Below are 17452 nucleotides of genomic sequence, written 5' to 3'. Positions count from 1 at the left end.
GGGTGACGACCGACGAGCCACCCGCCTACGACGCCGTCGTGCTCGCCGGCGGGGCCGCCCGCCGGCTGGGCGGCGTGGACAAGCCGGGCCTCAGGGTCGGCGGGCGCGCGCTGCTCGACCGGGTGCTGGCCGCCTGCGCCGGGGCGGGGAGCACGGTCGTCGTCGCCGATCCCCGGCCCACCGCGCGGCCGGTGACCTGGGCGCGCGAGGAGCCTCCCGGCGGCGGACCGCTGCCGGCGCTGGCCGCCGGGCTGCGGCACGTCACGGCGGAGCACGCCGTGGTGCTCTCCGCCGACCTGCCCTTCCTCGGCGCCCCGACCGTCGGCCGGCTCCTGTCGGCGCTCGCGGCGGGCGACGCCGACGGCGTGCTGCTCAGCGACGCGGACGGCCGCGACCAGCCCCTCGTCGCCGCCTACCGGACGGCCGCGCTGCGCCGCGCCCTGGCCGCGCTCGCCCCGGGGCGAGCCGAGCCGCCGGAGCTGTCCGGGCTGCCCCTGCGCCGGCTGACCGGCGCCCTGCGGCTCGACCGGGTCCCCGACGCCCTCGCCTCCTTCGACTGCGACACCTGGGAGGACATCGCCACGGCACGGGCGCGCATCAGGGAGCATGGGCACGTGTTGGATGAATGGATCTCCGCTGCCAAGGACGAGCTGGGCATCGACCTCGACGTCGACACCAAGGTGCTGCTCGACCTCGCCCGGGACGCCGCCCACGGGGTGGCCAGGCCCGCGGCCCCGCTGACCACCTTCCTCGTCGGCTACGCGGCGGCCCACGCAGGCGGCGGCCCCGAGGCGGTCGCCGAGGCCGCGCGCAAGGCCGTCGGCCTCGCCGCGCGCTGGGCGGCGGAGAACGCCGAGCCCGGCACCGCCCCCGACAGCTCCCCGGACGCCTGATGACCGCCTTCCGCACCCGGGCAGGCGAGGAGGCCGAGGACGACCTCGGCATCGAGGAGGCGCTCGCCCTGGTGAAGGAGAACCCCGGCCCGACGCCGCCCTCGCACGCCCCGCAGCCCACCCGCCCGACCGGCGACTCCGCGAAGGGCACCGAGCACCATCGCGCCACCGAGTGGCACGCCGCCCGGTCGGTCGCCGAGCGCGCCGCCCGCGCCCAGGCGAGGGCCGCCCGCCGAGCCCCGCTCTCCGTGCCCCTGGACGCGGCCCTCGGCCTCACCCTGGCCGCCCCGCTCACCGCCCTCACCGACCTGCCGTCCTTCGACACCTCGGCGATGGACGGCTGGGCGGTCGCCGGACCCGGCCCCTGGACGGTCCGCGCGGAAGGCGCCCTGGCCGGCCACGCCGAGCCCGCCCCCCTCACCGACGGCGAGGCCCTGCGCATCGCCACCGGCGCCCGCGTCCCCCGGGACACCACCGCCGTCCTGCGCAGCGAGCACGGCCGCACCGACGCCGCCGGCCGGCTGCACGCCACCCGCGAGGTCGCGCACGGCCAGGACATCCGCCCGCGTGGCCAGGAGTGCCGCGGCGGCGACCAGTTGCTGCCCGTCGGCACCCTGGTGACGCCGGCCGTCCTCGGCCTCGCCGCGGCGGCCGGGTACGACACCGTCACCGCCGTCCCCCGCCCCCGCGTCGAGCTGCTGGTGCTCGGCGACGAGCTGCTCACCGAGGGCCTGCCGCGCGAGGGCCGCATCCGGGACGCCCTCGGCCCGATGCTGCCGCCCTGGCTGCGCGCCCTGGGCGCCGAGGTGCTCGCCGTCCGGCGGATCGGGGACGACGCCGAGGCGCTGCACCGGGCGGTCGCCGACTCCGCCGCCGACCTGATCGTCACCACCGGCGGCACCGCCGCGGGCCCAGTCGACCACGTCCACCCGGTCCTCGACCGGCTCGGCGCCGAGCTGCTGGTGGACGGCGTCAAGGTCCGCCCCGGCCACCCCATGCTGCTGGCCCGGATCGGGGACGGCCGGCACCTGGTCGGGCTGCCCGGCAATCCGCTGGCCGCGGTCTCCGGCCTGCTCACGCTCGCCGAGCCGCTGCTGCGCACCCTGGCCGCCCGCCCGGCGCCGGAGCCGTACGCGCTGCCGTTGCGGGAGGCCGTGTCGGGGCATCCGTACGACACCCGGCTGGTGCCGGTGGTGCTGCGCGACGAGGACGCGGTGCCGCTGCGCTACAGCGGGCCGGCCATGCTGCGCGGGGTGGCGGCGGCCGACGCGCTGGCCGTGGTGCCGCCCGGCGGGGTGGGCGCGGCGCAGGAGACGGAGTTGCTCGACCTGCCCTGGGCGAGCGGGGGAATCGGAGTGTGTTTCACGTGAAACTTCCGGGCCATGACGCCATCGCCCGACAGGCGGACGAGCATCTGGTGACCCACAAGGTGAAGCTGCCGCGCCGCTTGGTGGAGCACCCGATCCGTCAGGTGGGCAAGCGGCTCTCCCTGGCGCTCGTGGTCCTGGTGGCCACCGCGTTGATCGTCTACGTCGACCACGACGGCTACAGCGACAACTCGGACCAGTCCGTCGACCTCCTCGACGCCTTCTACTACGCCACGGTCACCCTCTCCACCACCGGATACGGCGACATCGCCCCCGTCAGTGACGCCGCCCGGCTCACCAACATCTTCCTCATCACGCCCCTGCGCGTGCTGTTCCTGATCATCCTGGTCGGCACCACGCTGGAAGCCCTCACCGAGCGCACTCGGGAGGAATGGCGCCTGAACCGCTGGAGGTCCACCTTGCGCGATCACACCGTCGTCGTCGGCTTCGGCACCAAGGGGCGGTCCGCGATCGAGACCGTCTGCACGACGGGCCTGCGCAAGGAGCAGGTGGTCGTGGTGGACCCGAGCGGCAAGGCCATCGAGGCCGCGACGGCGCACGGATACGCCGGGGTGATAGGGGACGCGACCCGCAGCGACGTGCTCAACCGGGCCGAGCTGTTCCGGGCGAAGCAGGTCATCATCGCCACCCAGCGCGACGACACCGCCGTCCTGGTCACGCTGACGGCCCGCCAGCTCAACCGCAACGCCAAGATCGTGGTCGCGGTCCGCGAGGAGGAGAACGCGCCGCTGCTCAAGCAGTCCGGCGCGGACGCGGTGATCACCAGCGCCAGCGCGGCCGGCCGGCTGCTCGGTCTGTCCGTGCTCAGTCCCGCCGCCGGCATGGTCATGGAGGACCTGATCAGCCAGGGCAGCGGCCTCGACCTGGTGGAACGGCCGGTCATAAAGGCCGAGGTGGGCCGCAAGCCGCGCGAGACGGACGACCTGGTGGTGAGCGTGCTGCGCGGTCACCGGGTGCTCGGCTACGACGACCCGGCGGTCGGGGCGCTGCAACTGACGGACCGCCTGATCACCATCGTGCGGATCACTCCGGGCAGCCAGGTCGCCCCCGACGCCCGCGCGCTGCCCCGCGACTGACCCGGCGGCGAAGAGTAGCGTCGGCCTCATGCATGCGATCACGATTTCCGAACCCGGTGGCCCCGAGGTACTGGCCTGGTCCGAGGTGCCCGACCCGGAGCCCGGCGAGGGCGAGGTCCTGGTCGAGGTGACGGCAAGCGCCGTCAACCGGGCCGACATCATGCAGCGCCAGGGCTTCTACGACCCCCCGCCCGGCGCCTCCGCCTACCCGGGCCTGGAGTGCTCGGGGCGGGTCGCCGCAGTCGGGACCGGGGTGTCCGGGTGGTCCGTCGGCGACGAGTTGTGCGCGCTGCTCTCCGGCGGCGGCTACGCCGAGAAGGTCGTCGTGCCGGCCGGGCAGCTGCTGCCCGTGCCCGAGGGCGTGGGCCTGAAGGAGGCCGCGGCGCTGCCCGAGGTGGTCTGCACGGTGTGGTCGAACGTCTTCATGGTCTCCCAGCTGCGGCCGGGCGAGACGCTGCTCGTGCACGGCGGGTCCAGCGGCATCGGCACCATGGCGATCCAGCTGGCCAAGGCGGTCGGCGCGAAGGTCGCCGTGACGGCGGGCAGCAAGGAGAAGCTGGAGCGCTGCGCCGAGCTGGGCGCCGACATCCTGGTCAACTACCGGGAGCAGGACTTCGTCGCCGAGGTGAAGGAGGCGACCGGCGGTGCGGGCGCCGACGTCATCCTCGACAACATGGGGGCGAAGTACCTGGACCGCAACGTCGACACCCTCGCCGTCAACGGCCGGCTCTCCGTCATCGGCATGCAGGGCGGCCGGAAGGGCGAGCTGGACCTCGGCAAGCTGCTCGCCAAGCGCGGCGCGGTCAGCGCGACCTCGCTGCGGGCGCGTCCGGCGGAGGAGAAGGCGGCCATCGTGGCGGCCGTCCGCGAACACGTCTGGCCGCTGCTGGCCGGCGGCCACATCCGCCCGGTCATCGACCGGGAGCTGCCGATGCGCGACGCGGCCACCGGGCACCGGGTGGTGGAGGAGAGCGGGCACATCGGGAAGGTGCTGCTGGTGACGGGGGCGTAGACCCCCGCCGTCACCCCGCTGCTACCCCTTCCGTCACCCCGCTGCTACCCCCGCCGCAGCCGGACCCCCACCAGGCCCAGGCCGAGGCCGATGAGCAGCAGGCCGGTGCCGACGGGGAGGATCGGGAAGAGCGGCTCGACGGGCGCCTCGGCGGTGCGGGCCGCGGTCTGCTGGCGGGGGCGCGGGGGCGTCGGCGTGGGCTCCGCGGGCGCCGTCCGGGTGGGCACGGCGGCGGGCGCGTCCCCGTCGTCGTCCCGGGTGTCGCCGACGTACTCCCGGACGTCCCCGGCGTCCCGGTCCCGCCCCTCGTGCCGTCCGGGGTGGCGCCGGCCCTCGCCCGCCCTGCTGCCCGCCCGCGCGGGCTCCTCGTCCTGCTCGGTCGCCGGGACGGCGGCGGGGGAGGCGGACGGGTCCTGCGGGGTGCCGGAGGCCGTGGGGCGCCCGGTGGGGTCGGCGTCCGCGCCGTCCGTGGCGGTGTCGTCCGCCGTCGGCTCGTCGGGGCCCTCGTCGCCCCGGCCGTGCTGGTCCTCCCGGGCGTCCTCGTCCCCGTCCTCGGCCTCGTCGTCGCGGCCGTGGTCGTCGCGGTCGGGGCGGTCGTCGCGGCCGTGCGCCGCCTCCCGGGTCGGGGCCGCCGCCGACGCCGAGGGGCCCGGGGGCCGGGCGTGGCCCCAACCAGCCGGTCCTGTAGCCGCCGTGGCCGCCGCAGCCGCCCCGGGCATCCCCGCCGCTGCCGCCGGCACCGTCGCCAGCACCCCCGACACCGCTCCCGCCAGTGCCGCCGCCCGCAGCACGCCCAGCCTTGGAGTCACGGCCGTGACCCCCTCCCGGTGATCGCACACTTCAGTGGGACGATCCTCACACTTTCCGGCGCTTCCGGCATTCCGGGCGCTCCCGTCCGCGACCGCCCCCCGCCGGGGCCGTCCCCCGGGCCCGTGCGCGAGAATGGGCGTATGGAGATGCCGAGGAACGACAGGTCGCCGGAGAACCCCCAGATCCTGGTCGTCGGCCAGGACGGCATGGCGCTCGGCGGCGGTGGTGGCGGGGACGACGACCCCCGGGAGATCCCGGTGACCGAGCAGGTCGAGCAGCCGGCCAAGGTGATGCGGATCGGCAGCATGATCAAGCAGCTGCTCGAGGAGGTCCGGGTCGCGCCGCTGGACGAGGCGAGCCGGGCCCGGCTCAAGGAGATCCACGCCAGTTCCGTGAAGGAGCTGGAGGACGGCCTCGCCCCCGAGCTGGTCGAGGAGCTGGAGCGGCTCTCCCTGCCCTTCACCGACGACGCGACCCCGACCGACGCCGAGCTGCGGATCGCCCAGGCGCAGCTGGTCGGCTGGCTGGAGGGCCTGTTCCACGGCATCCAGACCACGTTGTTCGCCCAGCAGATGGCCGCGCGGGCCCAGCTGGAGCAGATGCGCCGCGCGCTTCCGCCGGGCGCCGTCCCCGACGGCGAGGAGCCGCACCCGGGCCCGCACTCGGGCGGCCCCTACCTCTAGGCGGTCCAGGCAGGCGACCAGGCAGTCCAGGCAGGCGACCCGTTGACGACGAAGGGCCCCGCGAGGGGCCCTTCGCCACGAGCGGGAGCGCCGGTCAGGACGGCGGGTTGCCCGTCGAGACCTTGAGCTGGATCTCCGGCATGTTCTCGGGGTCGACGTCCGTCCCGGCGATCGGGAACTGCTCCATGACCGCCCCCTCGCCGTAGGTGTTCTCGTCCACCGGGACCCGCTTCAGCGACCAGCCCGCCGCGTTGAAGCACTCCTGCACCGAGCCGATGTACTTGAACTGGAAGTTCGGGACCTTCACCTTGTCGGGGTCGTTGTACGACTCCTCCGGCTCGGTGCACTGGTCCGTCTCGATCGTCCGCGACTTGTCGGGACCGCGGTGGCCCGCCGCCTTCGTCGACGCGGACGCCGACGCCGAGCCGCTCGCGGTGCCGCCCCCGCCCTTGGCGTCGTCGTCACCGCCGTTCATCAGCAGCGCGGCGATCAGCCCGCCGGCGGCCAGCACGGCGACCACGGCCGACCCGATGATCACGCCCTTGTTGCTCCGCCGCCCCCCGCTCGCGGGGGCCGGGCCGTAGGACGACGCGGTCGGCGCCGGGTAGCCGCCCTGCTGCGGGTAGCCGTAGGACGGCGCCGGCGTCGGGGTGCCGTACGGGTTCGGGGTGTGCGGCGGGACCGGCTGGTAGGGCGTCTGGACCGGCCCGGTCGGCGCCGGGGCGCTCTGGTCGACCGGCGGGAACACCTCGGAGCCGACGCCCGCGCCGCTCGCCGCGGCGGCGCCGGGGACGATGCTCGGCGGCGTCGCGTGGAAGGAGGACGCCACCCGCAGGCACTCGTCGCGCATGGCCTCGGCGCTGGGGAAGCGCTCGTTCGGGTTCTTCTTCAGCGCGCGGGCCACCAGCGCGTCCACGGCCGGCGGCAGCGCCCGGTTCACCGAGGAGGGCGCCACCGGCTCCTCCTGCACGTGCGCGTAGGCGATGGCCAGCGGCGAGTCCGCGTCGAACGGCAGCCGCCCGGTCACCAGCTGGAACAGCATGATGCCGACCGAGTACAGGTCGGAGCGGGCGTCCACGCCGCGGCCGAGGGCCTGCTCGGGGGAGAGGTACTGCGGGGTGCCGACGACCATGCCGGTCTGCGTCATCGAGGTGACGCCGGACTGCATGGCGCGGGCGATGCCGAAGTCCATCACCTTGACCACGCCGCGCTTGGTCATCATCACGTTGCCCGGCTTGATGTCCCGGTGGACCAGGCCCATCTCGTGGCTGATCTCCAGGGCGGCCAGCACGTCGGCGGTGATCTTCAGCGCCTTGTCGGCGGGCATCGCGCCGTACTGCCGCACGTCCGCGTCGAGCACCGAGCCGAGCGGGCGGCCCTCCACGTACTCCATGACGATGTAGGGGGTGGTGAGGCCCCCCAGGTCGTCCTCGCCGGTGTCGAAGACGGAGACGATGTTGGTGTGCGTGAGCTTGGCCACCGCCTGCGCCTCGCGGCGGAAGCGCTCGCGGAAGGCCTGTTCGCGGCCCAGCTCGGTGTGGAGCGTCTTGATCGCGACCTGGCGGTCGAGGACCGAGTCGTAGGCCAGGTGCACCGAGGCCATGCCGCCCTCGCCGAGCAAGTCGCGCAGCTGGTAGCGGCCGCCGGCGAGCGCCCGCCCCGCGTACCGGCCCTGTCCGGCCCGGCCCTGTCCGGCGTCCTGGCTCATCTCTGCGTCCCCCGTAGGCGCCGGTGGCAGCGGCGCGCGCGTGTTGATCGAAAGTGCGATTCCCGCCAAGTCTGCCGCAGGGCCCTGCCACGTCAAGCGCGGTGCCCGTTCCGTGACCGTACGAGAAAGAAGCGTCGCGGAAGCGTTACAGCGGGCTCGTAGCGGGTGCACGGAATTTGCACGACCCCGCGGAACCAGGGTTTCATGACCGGTCCGTCCCGTACCGGTACCGGCCGACCTCTTCCCGGACCGGGGGTTTGCGCGGAGCCTGTAGCGTGGGCCGACGGAGACCGTGACAACACCGCGCACCCGCGGGCAGAAACGACGGCGAGGACTGATGGCACAGCAGCAGCATGCCCAGGGCCCGTCCGATCCCGAGGCGAACGGCGGCGGAATGTCTGACACGCCGGAGATCTGGGGCAACGGCGGCCTGGTCGGCGACGGCCGGTACCGGCTGACCCGCAGGCTCGGGCGGGGCGGCATGGCCGAGGTGTTCGCCGCCGAGGACGTGCGCCTCGGCCGCACCGTGGCGGTCAAGCTGCTCCGTGCCGACCTCGCCGAGGACCCGGTCTCCAAGGCCCGCTTCACGCGCGAGGCCCAGTCGGTGGCCGGCCTCAACCACCACGCCATCGTCGCCGTGTACGACTCCGGCGAGGACTTCGTCGGCGGCCAGTCCGTGCCGTACATCGTGATGGAGATCGTGGAGGGCCGCACCATCCGCGACCTCCTGCTCAACGCGGAGGCGCCGGGGCCCGAGCAGGCGCTGATCATCGTCTCCGGGGTCCTGGAGGCGCTCGCCTACTCCCACCAGCACGGCATCGTGCACCGCGACATCAAGCCCGCCAACGTGATCATCACGAACACCGGCGCGGTGAAGGTGATGGACTTCGGCATCGCCCGCGCCCTGCACGGCGCGTCGACCACGATGACGCAGACCGGCATGGTCATGGGCACCCCGCAGTACCTCTCCCCCGAGCAGGCGCTCGGCAAGGCCGTCGACCACCGCTCCGACCTGTACGCCACCGGCTGCCTGCTCTACGAGCTGCTCGCGCTGCGCCCGCCGTTCACCGGTGAGACCCCGCTGTCGGTGGTCTACCAGCACGTCCAGGACATCCCGACGCCGCCCTCCGAGGTCTCCGGCGCGGTCCCGCCGGAGCTGGACGGCCTGGTCATGCGCTCGCTGGCCAAGGAGCCCGACGACCGCTTCCAGACCGCCGAGGAGATGCGCGGCCTGGTCCAGTACGGCCTGCAGATGCTCTACGAGCAGGGCGGCCACACCGGCACCTGGAACACCGGCCCGGTCGCCCCGTCCGACGGCCGGAACACCCCCGCGGGCGGCCTGGCCGGCACCACCGTGCTGCCGCACTCCGAGCACGGCGCGGGCACCGCGCAGATCCCGCAGCCGATCCTGCCGGCCGGCTACGGCGGCGGGGACGACGGCGGCTTCGAGGGCCACGGCAACAAGGGCGGCGGCCGCGGCAAGATGTGGATCGTGGCGGTCCTCGCGGTGATCGCCGTCGTCGCGGGCGTCGCCTTCGCCCTGAACAACGCGGGTGGCGACGGGGGCGGCGGCAAGACCGACAAGAGCCCGACGCCGACCTCCTCGCAGACCGCCGAAGAGGACCAGCGGCCCAGCAAGAAGCCCAGCGACGAGGCCACCGAGCAGAGCCGCGACCCGGGCACCGACCAGAACACCGGCGGCGGGGGCACCGGCGGCGGCGACGACCGGCAGCCCACCCGGAAGCCCTCCTGGACGCCCTCGGAGAGCACGAGCGACGACCCCACCGGCGACCCCACCGGCGAGCCCACCGACCCGGGCGGGCCGACGGACGAGCCGACCACGGAGCCGACCGCCCCGTCCACGCCGACGGAGGACCCCGGCGGCGGCGACAACGGCGGGAACGGCGGCGACGCCGGGGCCGGCGACGGCGGGGAGAGCGGCGGCAGCACGGCCGACCCGGCGGCGGGCGGCTGAGCCCCGCTGAACCCGAGCGGAACCCCCGCTGAACCGAGCGGAGCCCGGCGGAGCCCCCGCGCGGCCCGCGCTCAGCGCCGCTCGGCCTGCATCCGCGCCACGTACGCGGCGGCCTGGGAGCGCCGCTGCATGCCCAGCTTGGCCAGCAGGCTGGAGACGTAGTTCTTGATCGTCTTCTCGGCGAGGTGCAGCCGCTCGCCGATCGCCCGGTTGGTCAGGCCCTCGCCGATCAGCTCCAGGATGCGGCGCTCCTGCTCGGTGAGGCGGCCCAGGCGCTCGTCGCCGCCCCGGTTCTCCCCGTCGCGCAGCCGCTCCAGGACGCGCGCGGTGGCCGCCGGGTCCAGCAGCGACCGCCCGGCCGCCACGTCCCGCACCGCGGCGATCAGCTCGGCGCCCCGGATGTCCTTGAGGACGTAGCCGGCGGCCCCCGCCATGATCGCGTCGAACAGCGCCTCGTCGTCGGCGAACGAGGTCAGCATCAGGCAGCGCACCGACTCGTCCCGGGAGCGGATCTCGCGGCACACCTCGACGCCGCTGCCGTCCGGCAGCCGCACGTCGAGCACCGCGACGTCGGGGCGGGCGGCCGGCACCCGGGCCAGCGCCTCGGCCGCCGTGCCGGCCTCGCCGACCACCTCGATGCCGTCCTCCGCGGAGAGCAGATCGTGCACGCCGCGGCGGACGACCTCGTGGTCGTCCAGGAGGAATACCCGGATATGTCCGTCTTCGCGCACGAGGTCAGTGTCACACACCGGCTCTTCCCGTGCCCGGGGTGGCCGGGATAACGTGCCGTTGTTCCGGCCCCCTGCGACGCTGTGACCAGTGACTGTTCCGGACTTGGCGGATTTACTTGGAAACCCAAGTAAAAATGCAGGTCAGGAGGGGTTTCACAGAAATGTGGAGCACTGGGTAACGTGCTGTTCGCAGGGCGCTCGCCGGGGCACCTGTCACGCCTGCCCCCGACCGGGCCGCACCCACCCCTTGTGCGACCACCGGGCCGCAGGTGAGCCGCACTGGCCTTCCGGCGAACCCGGGGGCCGGACCGACGGAGGAGCACACGTGACCGTGGAGAGCACTGCCGCGCGCAAGCCGCGACGCAGCGCCGGGAGCAAGGCGGCCGGCGAAGCCGCCGGCAAGGCCGGCACCACCGGCGCCAAGCGCACCACCCGCACCGCGGCCCGCAAGGGCGCCGAACCGGAGCTGGTGCAGCTGCTGACCCCCGAGGGCGAGCGCGTCGAGGACGCGGCGCACGCGGAGTACGCCCAGTACGTCGCCGGCATCACCGCCGAGGAGCTGCGCGGCCTGTACCGCGACATGGTGCTCACCCGGCGCTTCGACGCCGAGGCCACCGCGCTCCAGCGCCAGGGCGAGCTGGGCCTGTGGGCCTCGCTGCTCGGCCAGGAGGCCGCCCAGATCGGCTCGGGCCGCGCCACCCGCGAGGACGACTACGTCTTCCCGACCTACCGCGAGCACGGCGTCGCCTGGTGCCGCGGGGTGGACCCGACCAACCTGCTCGGCATGTTCCGCGGCGTGAACAACGGCGGCTGGGACCCCAACAGCAACAACTTCCACCTGTACACCATCGTGATCGGCTCCCAGGCGCTGCACGCCACGGGCTACGCGATGGGCATCACCAAGGACGGCGCCGACTCCGCCGTCATCGCCTACTTCGGCGACGGCGCCTCCAGCCAGGGCGACGTCAGCGAGGCGTTCAACTTCGCCGCCGTCTACAACGCGCCCGTGGTGTTCTTCTGCCAGAACAACCAGTGGGCGATCTCCGAGTCCAACGAGAAGCAGACGCGCGTGCCGCTCTACCAGCGCGCCCAGGGCTTCGGCTTCCCCGGCGTCCGGGTCGACGGCAACGACGTCCTCGCCTCCCTCGCGGTCACCCGCTGGGCCCTGGAGCGGGCGCGGCGCGGTGAGGGCCCGGCGCTGATCGAGGCGTTCACCTACCGGATGGGCGCCCACACCACCTCCGACGACCCCTCGCGCTACCGGCACGACGACGAGCGCCTGGCCTGGGAGGCGAAGGACCCGATCCTGCGCCTGCGCCGCTACCTGGAGTCCGCGAACCACGCGGATGAGGGATTCTTCGCGGAACTCGAGGCCGAGAGCGAGACGTTGGGCAGGCGAGTGCGCGAGGTGGTCCGCGCCATGCCCGACCCGGACCGCTTCGCCATCTTCGAGAACGCGTACGCGGACGGGCACGCGCTCGTCGACGAGGAGCGCGCCCAGTTCGCCGCCTACCAGGCGTCGTTCGCGGATGCCGAGGGGGTCTGAGATGGCTGCGGAGAGTGTGACGGGCAAGCCCCTGGCGCTGGCCAAGGCGATCAACGAGTCGTTGCGCCGCGCCCTGGAGGAGGACCCCAAGGTCCTGATCATGGGTGAGGACGTCGGCAAGCTCGGCGGCGTCTTCCGGGTCACCGACGGGCTCCAGAAGGACTTCGGCGAGGACCGGGTCATCGACACCCCGCTCGCCGAGTCCGGCATCGTCGGCACCGCCATCGGCCTCGCCCTGCGCGGGTACCGGCCGGTGGTGGAGATCCAGTTCGACGGCTTCGTCTTCCCGGCCTACGACCAGATCGTCACCCAGCTGGCCAAGATGCACGCCCGGTCGCTCGGCAAGGTCAAGATGCCGGTCGTCATCCGCATCCCCTACGGCGGCGGCATCGGCGCGGTCGAGCACCACTCCGAGTCCCCCGAGGCGCTCTTCGCGCACGTGGCGGGCCTGAAGGTGGTCTCTCCGTCGAACGCGGCGGACGCGTACTGGATGATGCAGCAGGCCATCCAGAGCGACGACCCGGTGATCTACTTCGAGCCCAAGCGGCGGTACTGGGACAAGGCCCCGGTCGACACCGAGGCGATCCCCGGCCCGCTGCACCGCGCGAGCGTGGTCCGCGAGGGCACCGACCTGACGCTGGTGGCGTACGGCCCGATGGTGAAGCTCTGCCAGGAGGTCGCCGCCGCGGCGGCCGAGGAGGGCCGCTCCCTGGAGGTCGTCGACCTGCGCTCGATCTCGCCGCTGGACTTCGACACCGTGCAGTCCTCGGTGGAGAAGACCGGGCGTCTGGTCGTGGTGCACGAGGCGCCGGTGTTCCTCGGCTCGGGCGCGGAGATCGCCGCCCGGATCACGGAGCGCTGCTTCTACCACCTGGAGGCCCCGGTGCTCCGGGTCGGCGGCTACCACGCGCCGTACCCGCCGGCCCGCCTGGAGGAGGAGTACCTGCCCGACCTGGACCGGGTGCTGGATGCCGTCGACCGCTCGCTGGCGTACTGAGGAGAGGGTCGTGACGACGATGACGGCAGGGTCCGTGCGCGAGTTCAAGATGCCCGACGTGGGCGAGGGCCTCACCGAGGCCGAGATCCTCAAGTGGTACGTACAGCCCGGTGACACCGTCACCGACGGCCAGGTGGTGTGCGAGGTCGAGACCGCGAAGGCGGCGGTCGAGCTGCCCATCCCGTACGACGGGGTGGTCCGCGAGCTGCACTTCCCCGAGGGCACCACGGTCGACGTGGGCACCTCGATCATCGCGGTGGCCGTCGGCGACGCGACCGCGGCGGCGGAGCCGGTGCAGGAGGCCGTGGAGGCCGTGGAGGCCCCCGCCGAGGCGGAGCCGGTGGCGGAGGAGGCGAAGGCGCCGGCCCGCCAGCCGGTGCTCGTCGGGTACGGGGTGTCCACCTCCGCGACCCGCCGCCGCCCCCGCAAGGGCGCCGAGACCCCGGCGGCGGCCCCGGCCCAGCCCGCCGAGCCGGCCGCGGCCGCGATCCAGGCCGAGCTGAACGGGCACGGGGCCGCCCCGGCCGTCCGGGAGCGCCCGCTGGCCAAGCCGCCGGTGCGCAAGCTGGCGAAGGACCTCGGCGTCGACCTGGCGACGGTGGTGCCCTCGGGCCCCGACGGCGTCATCACCCGCGAGGACGTGCACGCGGCCCTGGCCGCGGCGGAGTCCGCGCGGCCGGCCCCCGCCGAGACCCCCGCGCCCGCCCCGGCGCAGGCCCCGGCCGCCCCCGCCTCGTACGACACCGCGCGCGAGACCCGCGTCCCGGTCAAGGGCGTGCGCAAGGCGACGGCGGCGGCGATGGTCGGTTCGGCGTTCACCGCGCCGCACGTCACGGAGTTCGTGACGGTCGACGTGACACGCACGATGCGGCTTGTCGAAGAGCTGAAGCAGGACAAGGAGTTCGCCGGCCTGCGGGTCAACCCGCTGCTGCTGATCTCCAAGGCCCTGCTGACCGCGATCCGGCGCAACCCGGAGGTCAACGCCTCCTGGGACGAGGCGAACCAGGAGATCGTGGTCAAGCACTACGTCAACCTGGGCATCGCCGCCGCCACCCCGCGCGGCCTGATCGTCCCCAACATCAAGGACGCCCAGGCGCAGACGCTGCCGCAGCTGGCCGGGTCCCTCGGCGAGCTGGTGGCGACGGCCCGCGAGGGCCGGACCACGCCGGGCGCCATGCAGGGCGGCACGGTGACCATCACCAACGTCGGCGTCTTCGGCGTCGACACCGGCACCCCGATCCTGAACCCGGGCGAGTCGGCGATCCTCGCGGTCGGCGCGATCAAGCTCCAGCCGTGGGTGCACAAGGGCAAGGTGAAGCCGCGTCAGGTCACCACGCTGGCGCTGAGCTTCGACCACCGCCTGGTCGACGGCGAGCTGGGCTCGAAGGTCCTCGCGGACGTGGCCGCGGTCCTGGAGCAGCCCAAGCGGCTGTTCACCTGGTCCTGAGCCGCCTGGCACACGACAACGAGAAGGGGCCCGTCGCCGGTGCGACGGGCCCCTTCCGTGTGCCGTGCGGGGTGTTACCGGGCGAAGCCGTAGTTCAGGATCTTCGTGGCGTCCGCGGCGCGCTGGTTCACCGAGGAGGAGGCCAGCACCGTGCCGATGACGGTCTTGCTGCCCCGGGTGGCCGCGAAGACCAGGCAGTACTTGGCCTCGGGGCCCGAGCCGGTCTTGACGCCGATCGCGCCGCTGTAGCTGCCGAGCAGCGTGTTGGTGTTGGTCCAGGCCGCCATGGTGCGGGTGCCGCCGGACTTGGTGGTCGTCTTCGCCGTGTACTTCTTGGTCTTGACGATCGAGCGGAAGGTGGAGCTCTTCATCGCGCTGCTCGCGAGCTTGGTCAGGTCGCGGGGCGTCGAGTAGTTCGAGCCGTGGCCGATGCCGTCGAACGAGTCGAAGTGCGTGTTCTTCAGGCCCAGGGTCTTGGCGGTGGAGTTCATCTTGCCGATGAAGGACTTCACCCGGGCGGCGCGCGTGGAGCCGGAGCCGAACTTGTCGGCCAGCGCGTAGGCCGCGTCGCAGCCGGACGGCAGCATCAGGCCGTAGAGCAGCTGACGGACGGTCACCTTGTCGCCGACGATCAGCCGGGCCGACGAGGCGTTCTTCGACACGATGTAGTCGCTGTACGCCATCTGCACCGTGACCTTGGCGTCCAGGTTCAGATGGGGCTGCGCCAGGACCACCTTGGCGGTCATGATCTTCGTGGTGGAGCCGGTGGACAGCTTGGTGTCCGCCTTCTTGGAGAACAGCGACGTGCCGGTGGAGTTGTTCATCGCGTAGGCGCCCTTGGCGACGACGGACGGCGCGGCGGCGGCCTGCGCGGGAACCGTGGTGAGGGCCCCGGTCGCGAGGACGGCGCCCGTGGTCACGGTGACGGCGACGGCGCGGCGGATGCGGGAGCGGGTGCCCTGAATGCCGTTTATCAAGTTGACTACCCCGATTGTCTCAAATGCCCTTATGGCGCGGCCGGTTGCGGCCGGCGGTTCCGTACGGGCCGCGTATGTGCGACTCGTGGATAGCACGAATGGTTGCCCCTGCGACAGTTGGGATGCGAAAGGGCCCCTCTTACGGGTGGCCGCTGATCCGGGTCGGTACGCCTCCGACGTTCGTCCGCATGCTGGAACGGCGTGATTCTTGCGTCCCTGTTGTATCTATCCTGTGGGCATGAGCCTGGCCGTGAAACAAGCCCCCGCCGCCGACCGCGTCTACACGCACGTCAAGCGCGCCGTCCTGGAGCGCCGCTACGAGGGCGGCACGCTGCTCACCGAGGGCGAGCTGGCCGAGGCCGTGGGCGTGTCGCGCACGCCGGTGCGCGAGGCGCTGCTGCGCCTGGAGGTCGAGGGCCTGATCCGGCTCTACCCGAAGAAGGGCGCCCTGGTGCTGCCGGTCTCCGCGCAGGAGATCGCGGACGTGGTGGAGACCCGCCTCCTGGTCGAGGAGCACGCGGCGCGCAAGGCCGTGCCGCCGCCGGCCGGGCTGATCGAGCGCCTGGCGGGGCTGCTGGCCCGGCAGCGGGCGCAGGCCGAGGCCGGCGACCTGGCCGGCGCCGCGGTCAGCGACCGCTGCTTCCACGCCGAGATCGTCCGCAGCGGCGGCAACGAGATCCTCTCCCGCCTCTACGACCAGCTCCGCGACCGGCAGTTGCGGATGGGCGTCGCCGTCATGCACTCCCACCCCGACCGGATCGCCAAGACCCTCGCCGAGCACGAGGAGATCCTCGACGCGCTGCGCGCCGGGGACGCGGAGCGGGCGGTCGGCGTCGTCCACCGGCACGTGGGCTGGTTCTCCGAGCTGGCCCGGGGGGAGGTCCGATGACCGCCGCCGCACCGGCCGCGCCCGCCCTGCCCGGCGATCCGCCCGGCGGGCGCAGAGCCGTCGCCGTCTGGGGCGTCGGCGTCGCCGTCTACTTCGTCGCCGTCATCTTCCGCACGTCCCTCGGCGTGGCCGGCCTGGACGCGGCCGACCGCTTCCACGTCAACGCCTCGGCGCTGTCCACCTTCTCCATCCTCCAGCTGCTGGTCTACGCCGGCATGCAGATACCCGTCGGCCTGCTGGTCGACCGGCTCGGCACCAAGAAGGTGCTGGGCCTCGGCGTGGTGCTGTTCACCGCGGGGCAGCTGGGCTTCGCCTTCTCCCCCACCTACGGCACGGCGCTGGCCTCGCGGGCGCTGCTCGGCTGCGGCGACGCGATGACCTTCATCAGCGTGCTGCGCCTCGGCACCCGCTGGTTCCCGGCCCGGCGCGGGCCGCTGGTCGCGCAGCTGGCCGGCCTGGTCGGCATGGCGGGCAACCTGGTCTCCACGCTGGTCCTCGCCCGGCTGCTGCACGGCCTGGGCTGGACGGCGGCCTTCGCGGGCAGCGCGCTGGCCGGCGCGGTCGTCTTCGTCCTGCTGCTGCTCTTCCTCAAGGACCACCCCGAGGGCCACGAGCCGGAGCCCCAGCCGCACCGGGGCGCCGCCTACGTCCGGCGCCAGATCGCCGCGGCCTGGCGGGAGCCCGGCACCCGGCTCGGCCTGTGGGTGCACTTCACCACCCAGTTCCCGGCGATGGTGTTCCTGCTCCTGTGGGGCCTGCCGTTCCTCGTCGAGGCGCAGGGCCTCACCCGGGCCGCCGCCGGCGACCTGCTCACCCTCGTGGTGCTCTCCAACATGGCCGTCGGCCTCGTCTACGGCCAGATCATCGCCCGGCACCACGCGGCGCGGCTTCCGCTGGCGCTCGGCACGGTCGCCGTCACGGCGGTCCTGTGGGCGGCCACCCTCGCCTACCCCGGGGAGCACGCGCCGCTGTGGCTGCTCGTCGTGCTGTGCACGGTGCTCGGGGCGTGCGGCCCGGCCTCGATGATCGGCTTCGACTTCGCGCGCCCGGCCAACCCGCCCGAGCGGCAGGGCACCGCGTCCGGCATCACCAACATGGGCGGCTTCCTCGCCTCGATGACGACGCTGCTCGCGGTCGGTGTGCTCCTGGACGCGACCGGCGACGACTACACCGTGGCCTTCTCGTCCGTCTTCGTGCTCCAGGCGCTCGGCGTGAGCCAGATCCTCCGCCTGCGGCGCCGGGCGGTGCGCCGGGAGCGGGAGCGGCTGGTGGCGAGCCGGGTGGAGACGGTGCACGTGCCGGTGTGACCCCGCAGAGCGC

Annotated in this window: 15 protein-coding genes; 11 read left to right on the top strand and 4 right to left on the bottom strand. The window is 73.7% G+C overall.

Annotated elements, in window-relative coordinates:
- Window positions 1-2: 2 nt before the first annotated feature.
- Genes ACGFZL_RS04660 through ACGFZL_RS04645 form a run of 4 tightly spaced genes read left to right on the top strand, consistent with a single transcriptional unit; the run spans window position 3 to window position 4369 of the window.
- A complete protein-coding gene (locus ACGFZL_RS04660) occupies window positions 3-893 on the top strand; it encodes an NTP transferase domain-containing protein (protein ID WP_393689221.1) in 891 nt (296 codons plus the stop codon).
- On the top strand, window positions 893-2263 hold the full coding sequence (locus ACGFZL_RS04655; protein WP_393689219.1) for a molybdopterin molybdotransferase MoeA: 1371 nt from the start codon (window positions 893-895) through the stop codon (window positions 2261-2263). Before ACGFZL_RS04660 ends, ACGFZL_RS04655 begins: the two co-directional genes overlap by 1 nt.
- Window positions 2260-3357, top strand: coding sequence for a potassium channel family protein (locus ACGFZL_RS04650; protein WP_355168123.1), 1098 nt, complete (start codon window positions 2260-2262; stop codon window positions 3355-3357). The genes ACGFZL_RS04655 and ACGFZL_RS04650 overlap by 4 nt, the downstream gene beginning before the upstream one ends.
- Window positions 3358-3385: 28 nt before the next feature.
- Window positions 3386-4369 carry an NAD(P)H-quinone oxidoreductase gene (locus ACGFZL_RS04645; protein WP_393689216.1) on the top strand — a complete coding sequence of 328 codons (984 nt, stop codon included), beginning with the start codon at window positions 3386-3388 and terminating at the stop codon, window positions 4367-4369.
- 44 nt (window positions 4370-4413) lie between these two features.
- Here the strand turns inward: ACGFZL_RS04645 and ACGFZL_RS04640 are convergent, their stop codons facing one another.
- Complete coding sequence (locus ACGFZL_RS04640; RefSeq protein WP_393689214.1) at window positions 4414-5178, bottom strand: hypothetical protein; 765 nt, start codon at window positions 5176-5178, stop codon at window positions 4414-4416.
- A 141-nt stretch (window positions 5179-5319) separates the two neighbouring features.
- On the opposite strand from ACGFZL_RS04640, the gene ACGFZL_RS04635 reads away from it, so the two are divergent.
- Window positions 5320-5862, top strand: coding sequence for a bacterial proteasome activator family protein (locus ACGFZL_RS04635; RefSeq protein ID WP_355168117.1), 543 nt, complete (start codon window positions 5320-5322; stop codon window positions 5860-5862).
- Between the two features lie 94 nt (window positions 5863-5956).
- On the opposite strand, the gene ACGFZL_RS04630 is transcribed toward ACGFZL_RS04635, so the two are convergent.
- Window positions 5957-7570 (bottom strand): protein kinase domain-containing protein, encoded by a 1614-nt coding sequence (locus tag ACGFZL_RS04630; protein WP_393689212.1) that lies wholly within the window; start codon window positions 7568-7570, stop codon window positions 5957-5959.
- Between the two features lie 337 nt (window positions 7571-7907).
- Here ACGFZL_RS04630 and ACGFZL_RS04625 point away from each other — a divergent pair, with 337 nt between their 5' ends.
- The gene (locus ACGFZL_RS04625) at window positions 7908-9545 is read left to right on the top strand and encodes a protein kinase domain-containing protein (RefSeq protein WP_393689210.1); all 1638 of its coding nucleotides are present in this window, start codon (window positions 7908-7910) and stop codon (window positions 9543-9545) included.
- Between the two features lie 71 nt (window positions 9546-9616).
- Here ACGFZL_RS04625 and ACGFZL_RS04620 read toward each other — a convergent pair whose 3' ends face one another.
- The gene (locus ACGFZL_RS04620) at window positions 9617-10276 is read right to left on the bottom strand and encodes a response regulator transcription factor (protein ID WP_355168111.1); all 660 of its coding nucleotides are present in this window, start codon (window positions 10274-10276) and stop codon (window positions 9617-9619) included.
- A gap of 325 nt (window positions 10277-10601) precedes the next feature.
- Between ACGFZL_RS04620 and pdhA the strand changes: the two genes are divergently transcribed.
- From pdhA to ACGFZL_RS04605, 3 genes are read left to right on the top strand one after another with little or no spacing between them, the layout of a single operon-like run.
- Window positions 10602-11822 carry a pyruvate dehydrogenase (acetyl-transferring) E1 component subunit alpha gene (gene pdhA, locus ACGFZL_RS04615; protein ID WP_393689207.1) on the top strand — a complete coding sequence of 407 codons (1221 nt, stop codon included), beginning with the start codon at window positions 10602-10604 and terminating at the stop codon, window positions 11820-11822.
- 1 nt (window position 11823) lies between these two features.
- Window positions 11824-12819 (top strand): alpha-ketoacid dehydrogenase subunit beta, encoded by a 996-nt coding sequence (locus tag ACGFZL_RS04610; RefSeq protein WP_355168107.1) that lies wholly within the window; start codon window positions 11824-11826, stop codon window positions 12817-12819.
- Window positions 12820-12838: 19 nt separating this feature from the next.
- The gene (locus tag ACGFZL_RS04605; RefSeq protein ID WP_393689598.1) at window positions 12839-14266 is read left to right on the top strand and encodes a dihydrolipoamide acetyltransferase family protein; all 1428 of its coding nucleotides are present in this window, start codon (window positions 12839-12841) and stop codon (window positions 14264-14266) included.
- Window positions 14267-14340: 74 nt separating this feature from the next.
- On the opposite strand, the gene ACGFZL_RS04600 is transcribed toward ACGFZL_RS04605, so the two are convergent.
- Entirely contained in the window at window positions 14341-15243 is a 903-nt protein-coding gene (locus ACGFZL_RS04600; protein ID WP_393689205.1) for a D-alanyl-D-alanine carboxypeptidase family protein, read from the bottom strand.
- 238 nt (window positions 15244-15481) lie between these two features.
- On the opposite strand from ACGFZL_RS04600, the gene ACGFZL_RS04595 reads away from it, so the two are divergent.
- Together ACGFZL_RS04595 and ACGFZL_RS04590 are read left to right on the top strand one after the other, a co-directional pair.
- Window positions 15482-16132 (top strand): GntR family transcriptional regulator, encoded by a 651-nt coding sequence (locus ACGFZL_RS04595; RefSeq protein ID WP_355168101.1) that lies wholly within the window; start codon window positions 15482-15484, stop codon window positions 16130-16132.
- Window positions 16129-17439: an MFS transporter gene (locus ACGFZL_RS04590; protein ID WP_355168099.1), complete on the top strand. Its 1311-nt coding sequence runs from the start codon at window positions 16129-16131 to the stop codon at window positions 17437-17439. The genes ACGFZL_RS04595 and ACGFZL_RS04590 overlap by 4 nt, the downstream gene beginning before the upstream one ends.
- The last annotated feature ends 13 nt before the right edge of the window (window positions 17440-17452 follow it).

The sequence above is a fragment of the Streptomyces sp. NPDC048182 genome, from assembly GCF_043202555.1.
In the GTDB taxonomy this organism is placed as follows: domain Bacteria; phylum Actinomycetota; class Actinomycetes; order Streptomycetales; family Streptomycetaceae; genus Streptomyces.
Note: the sequence above shows the minus strand (reverse complement) of the source record. Positions and strands in the feature narration are given on the sequence as shown.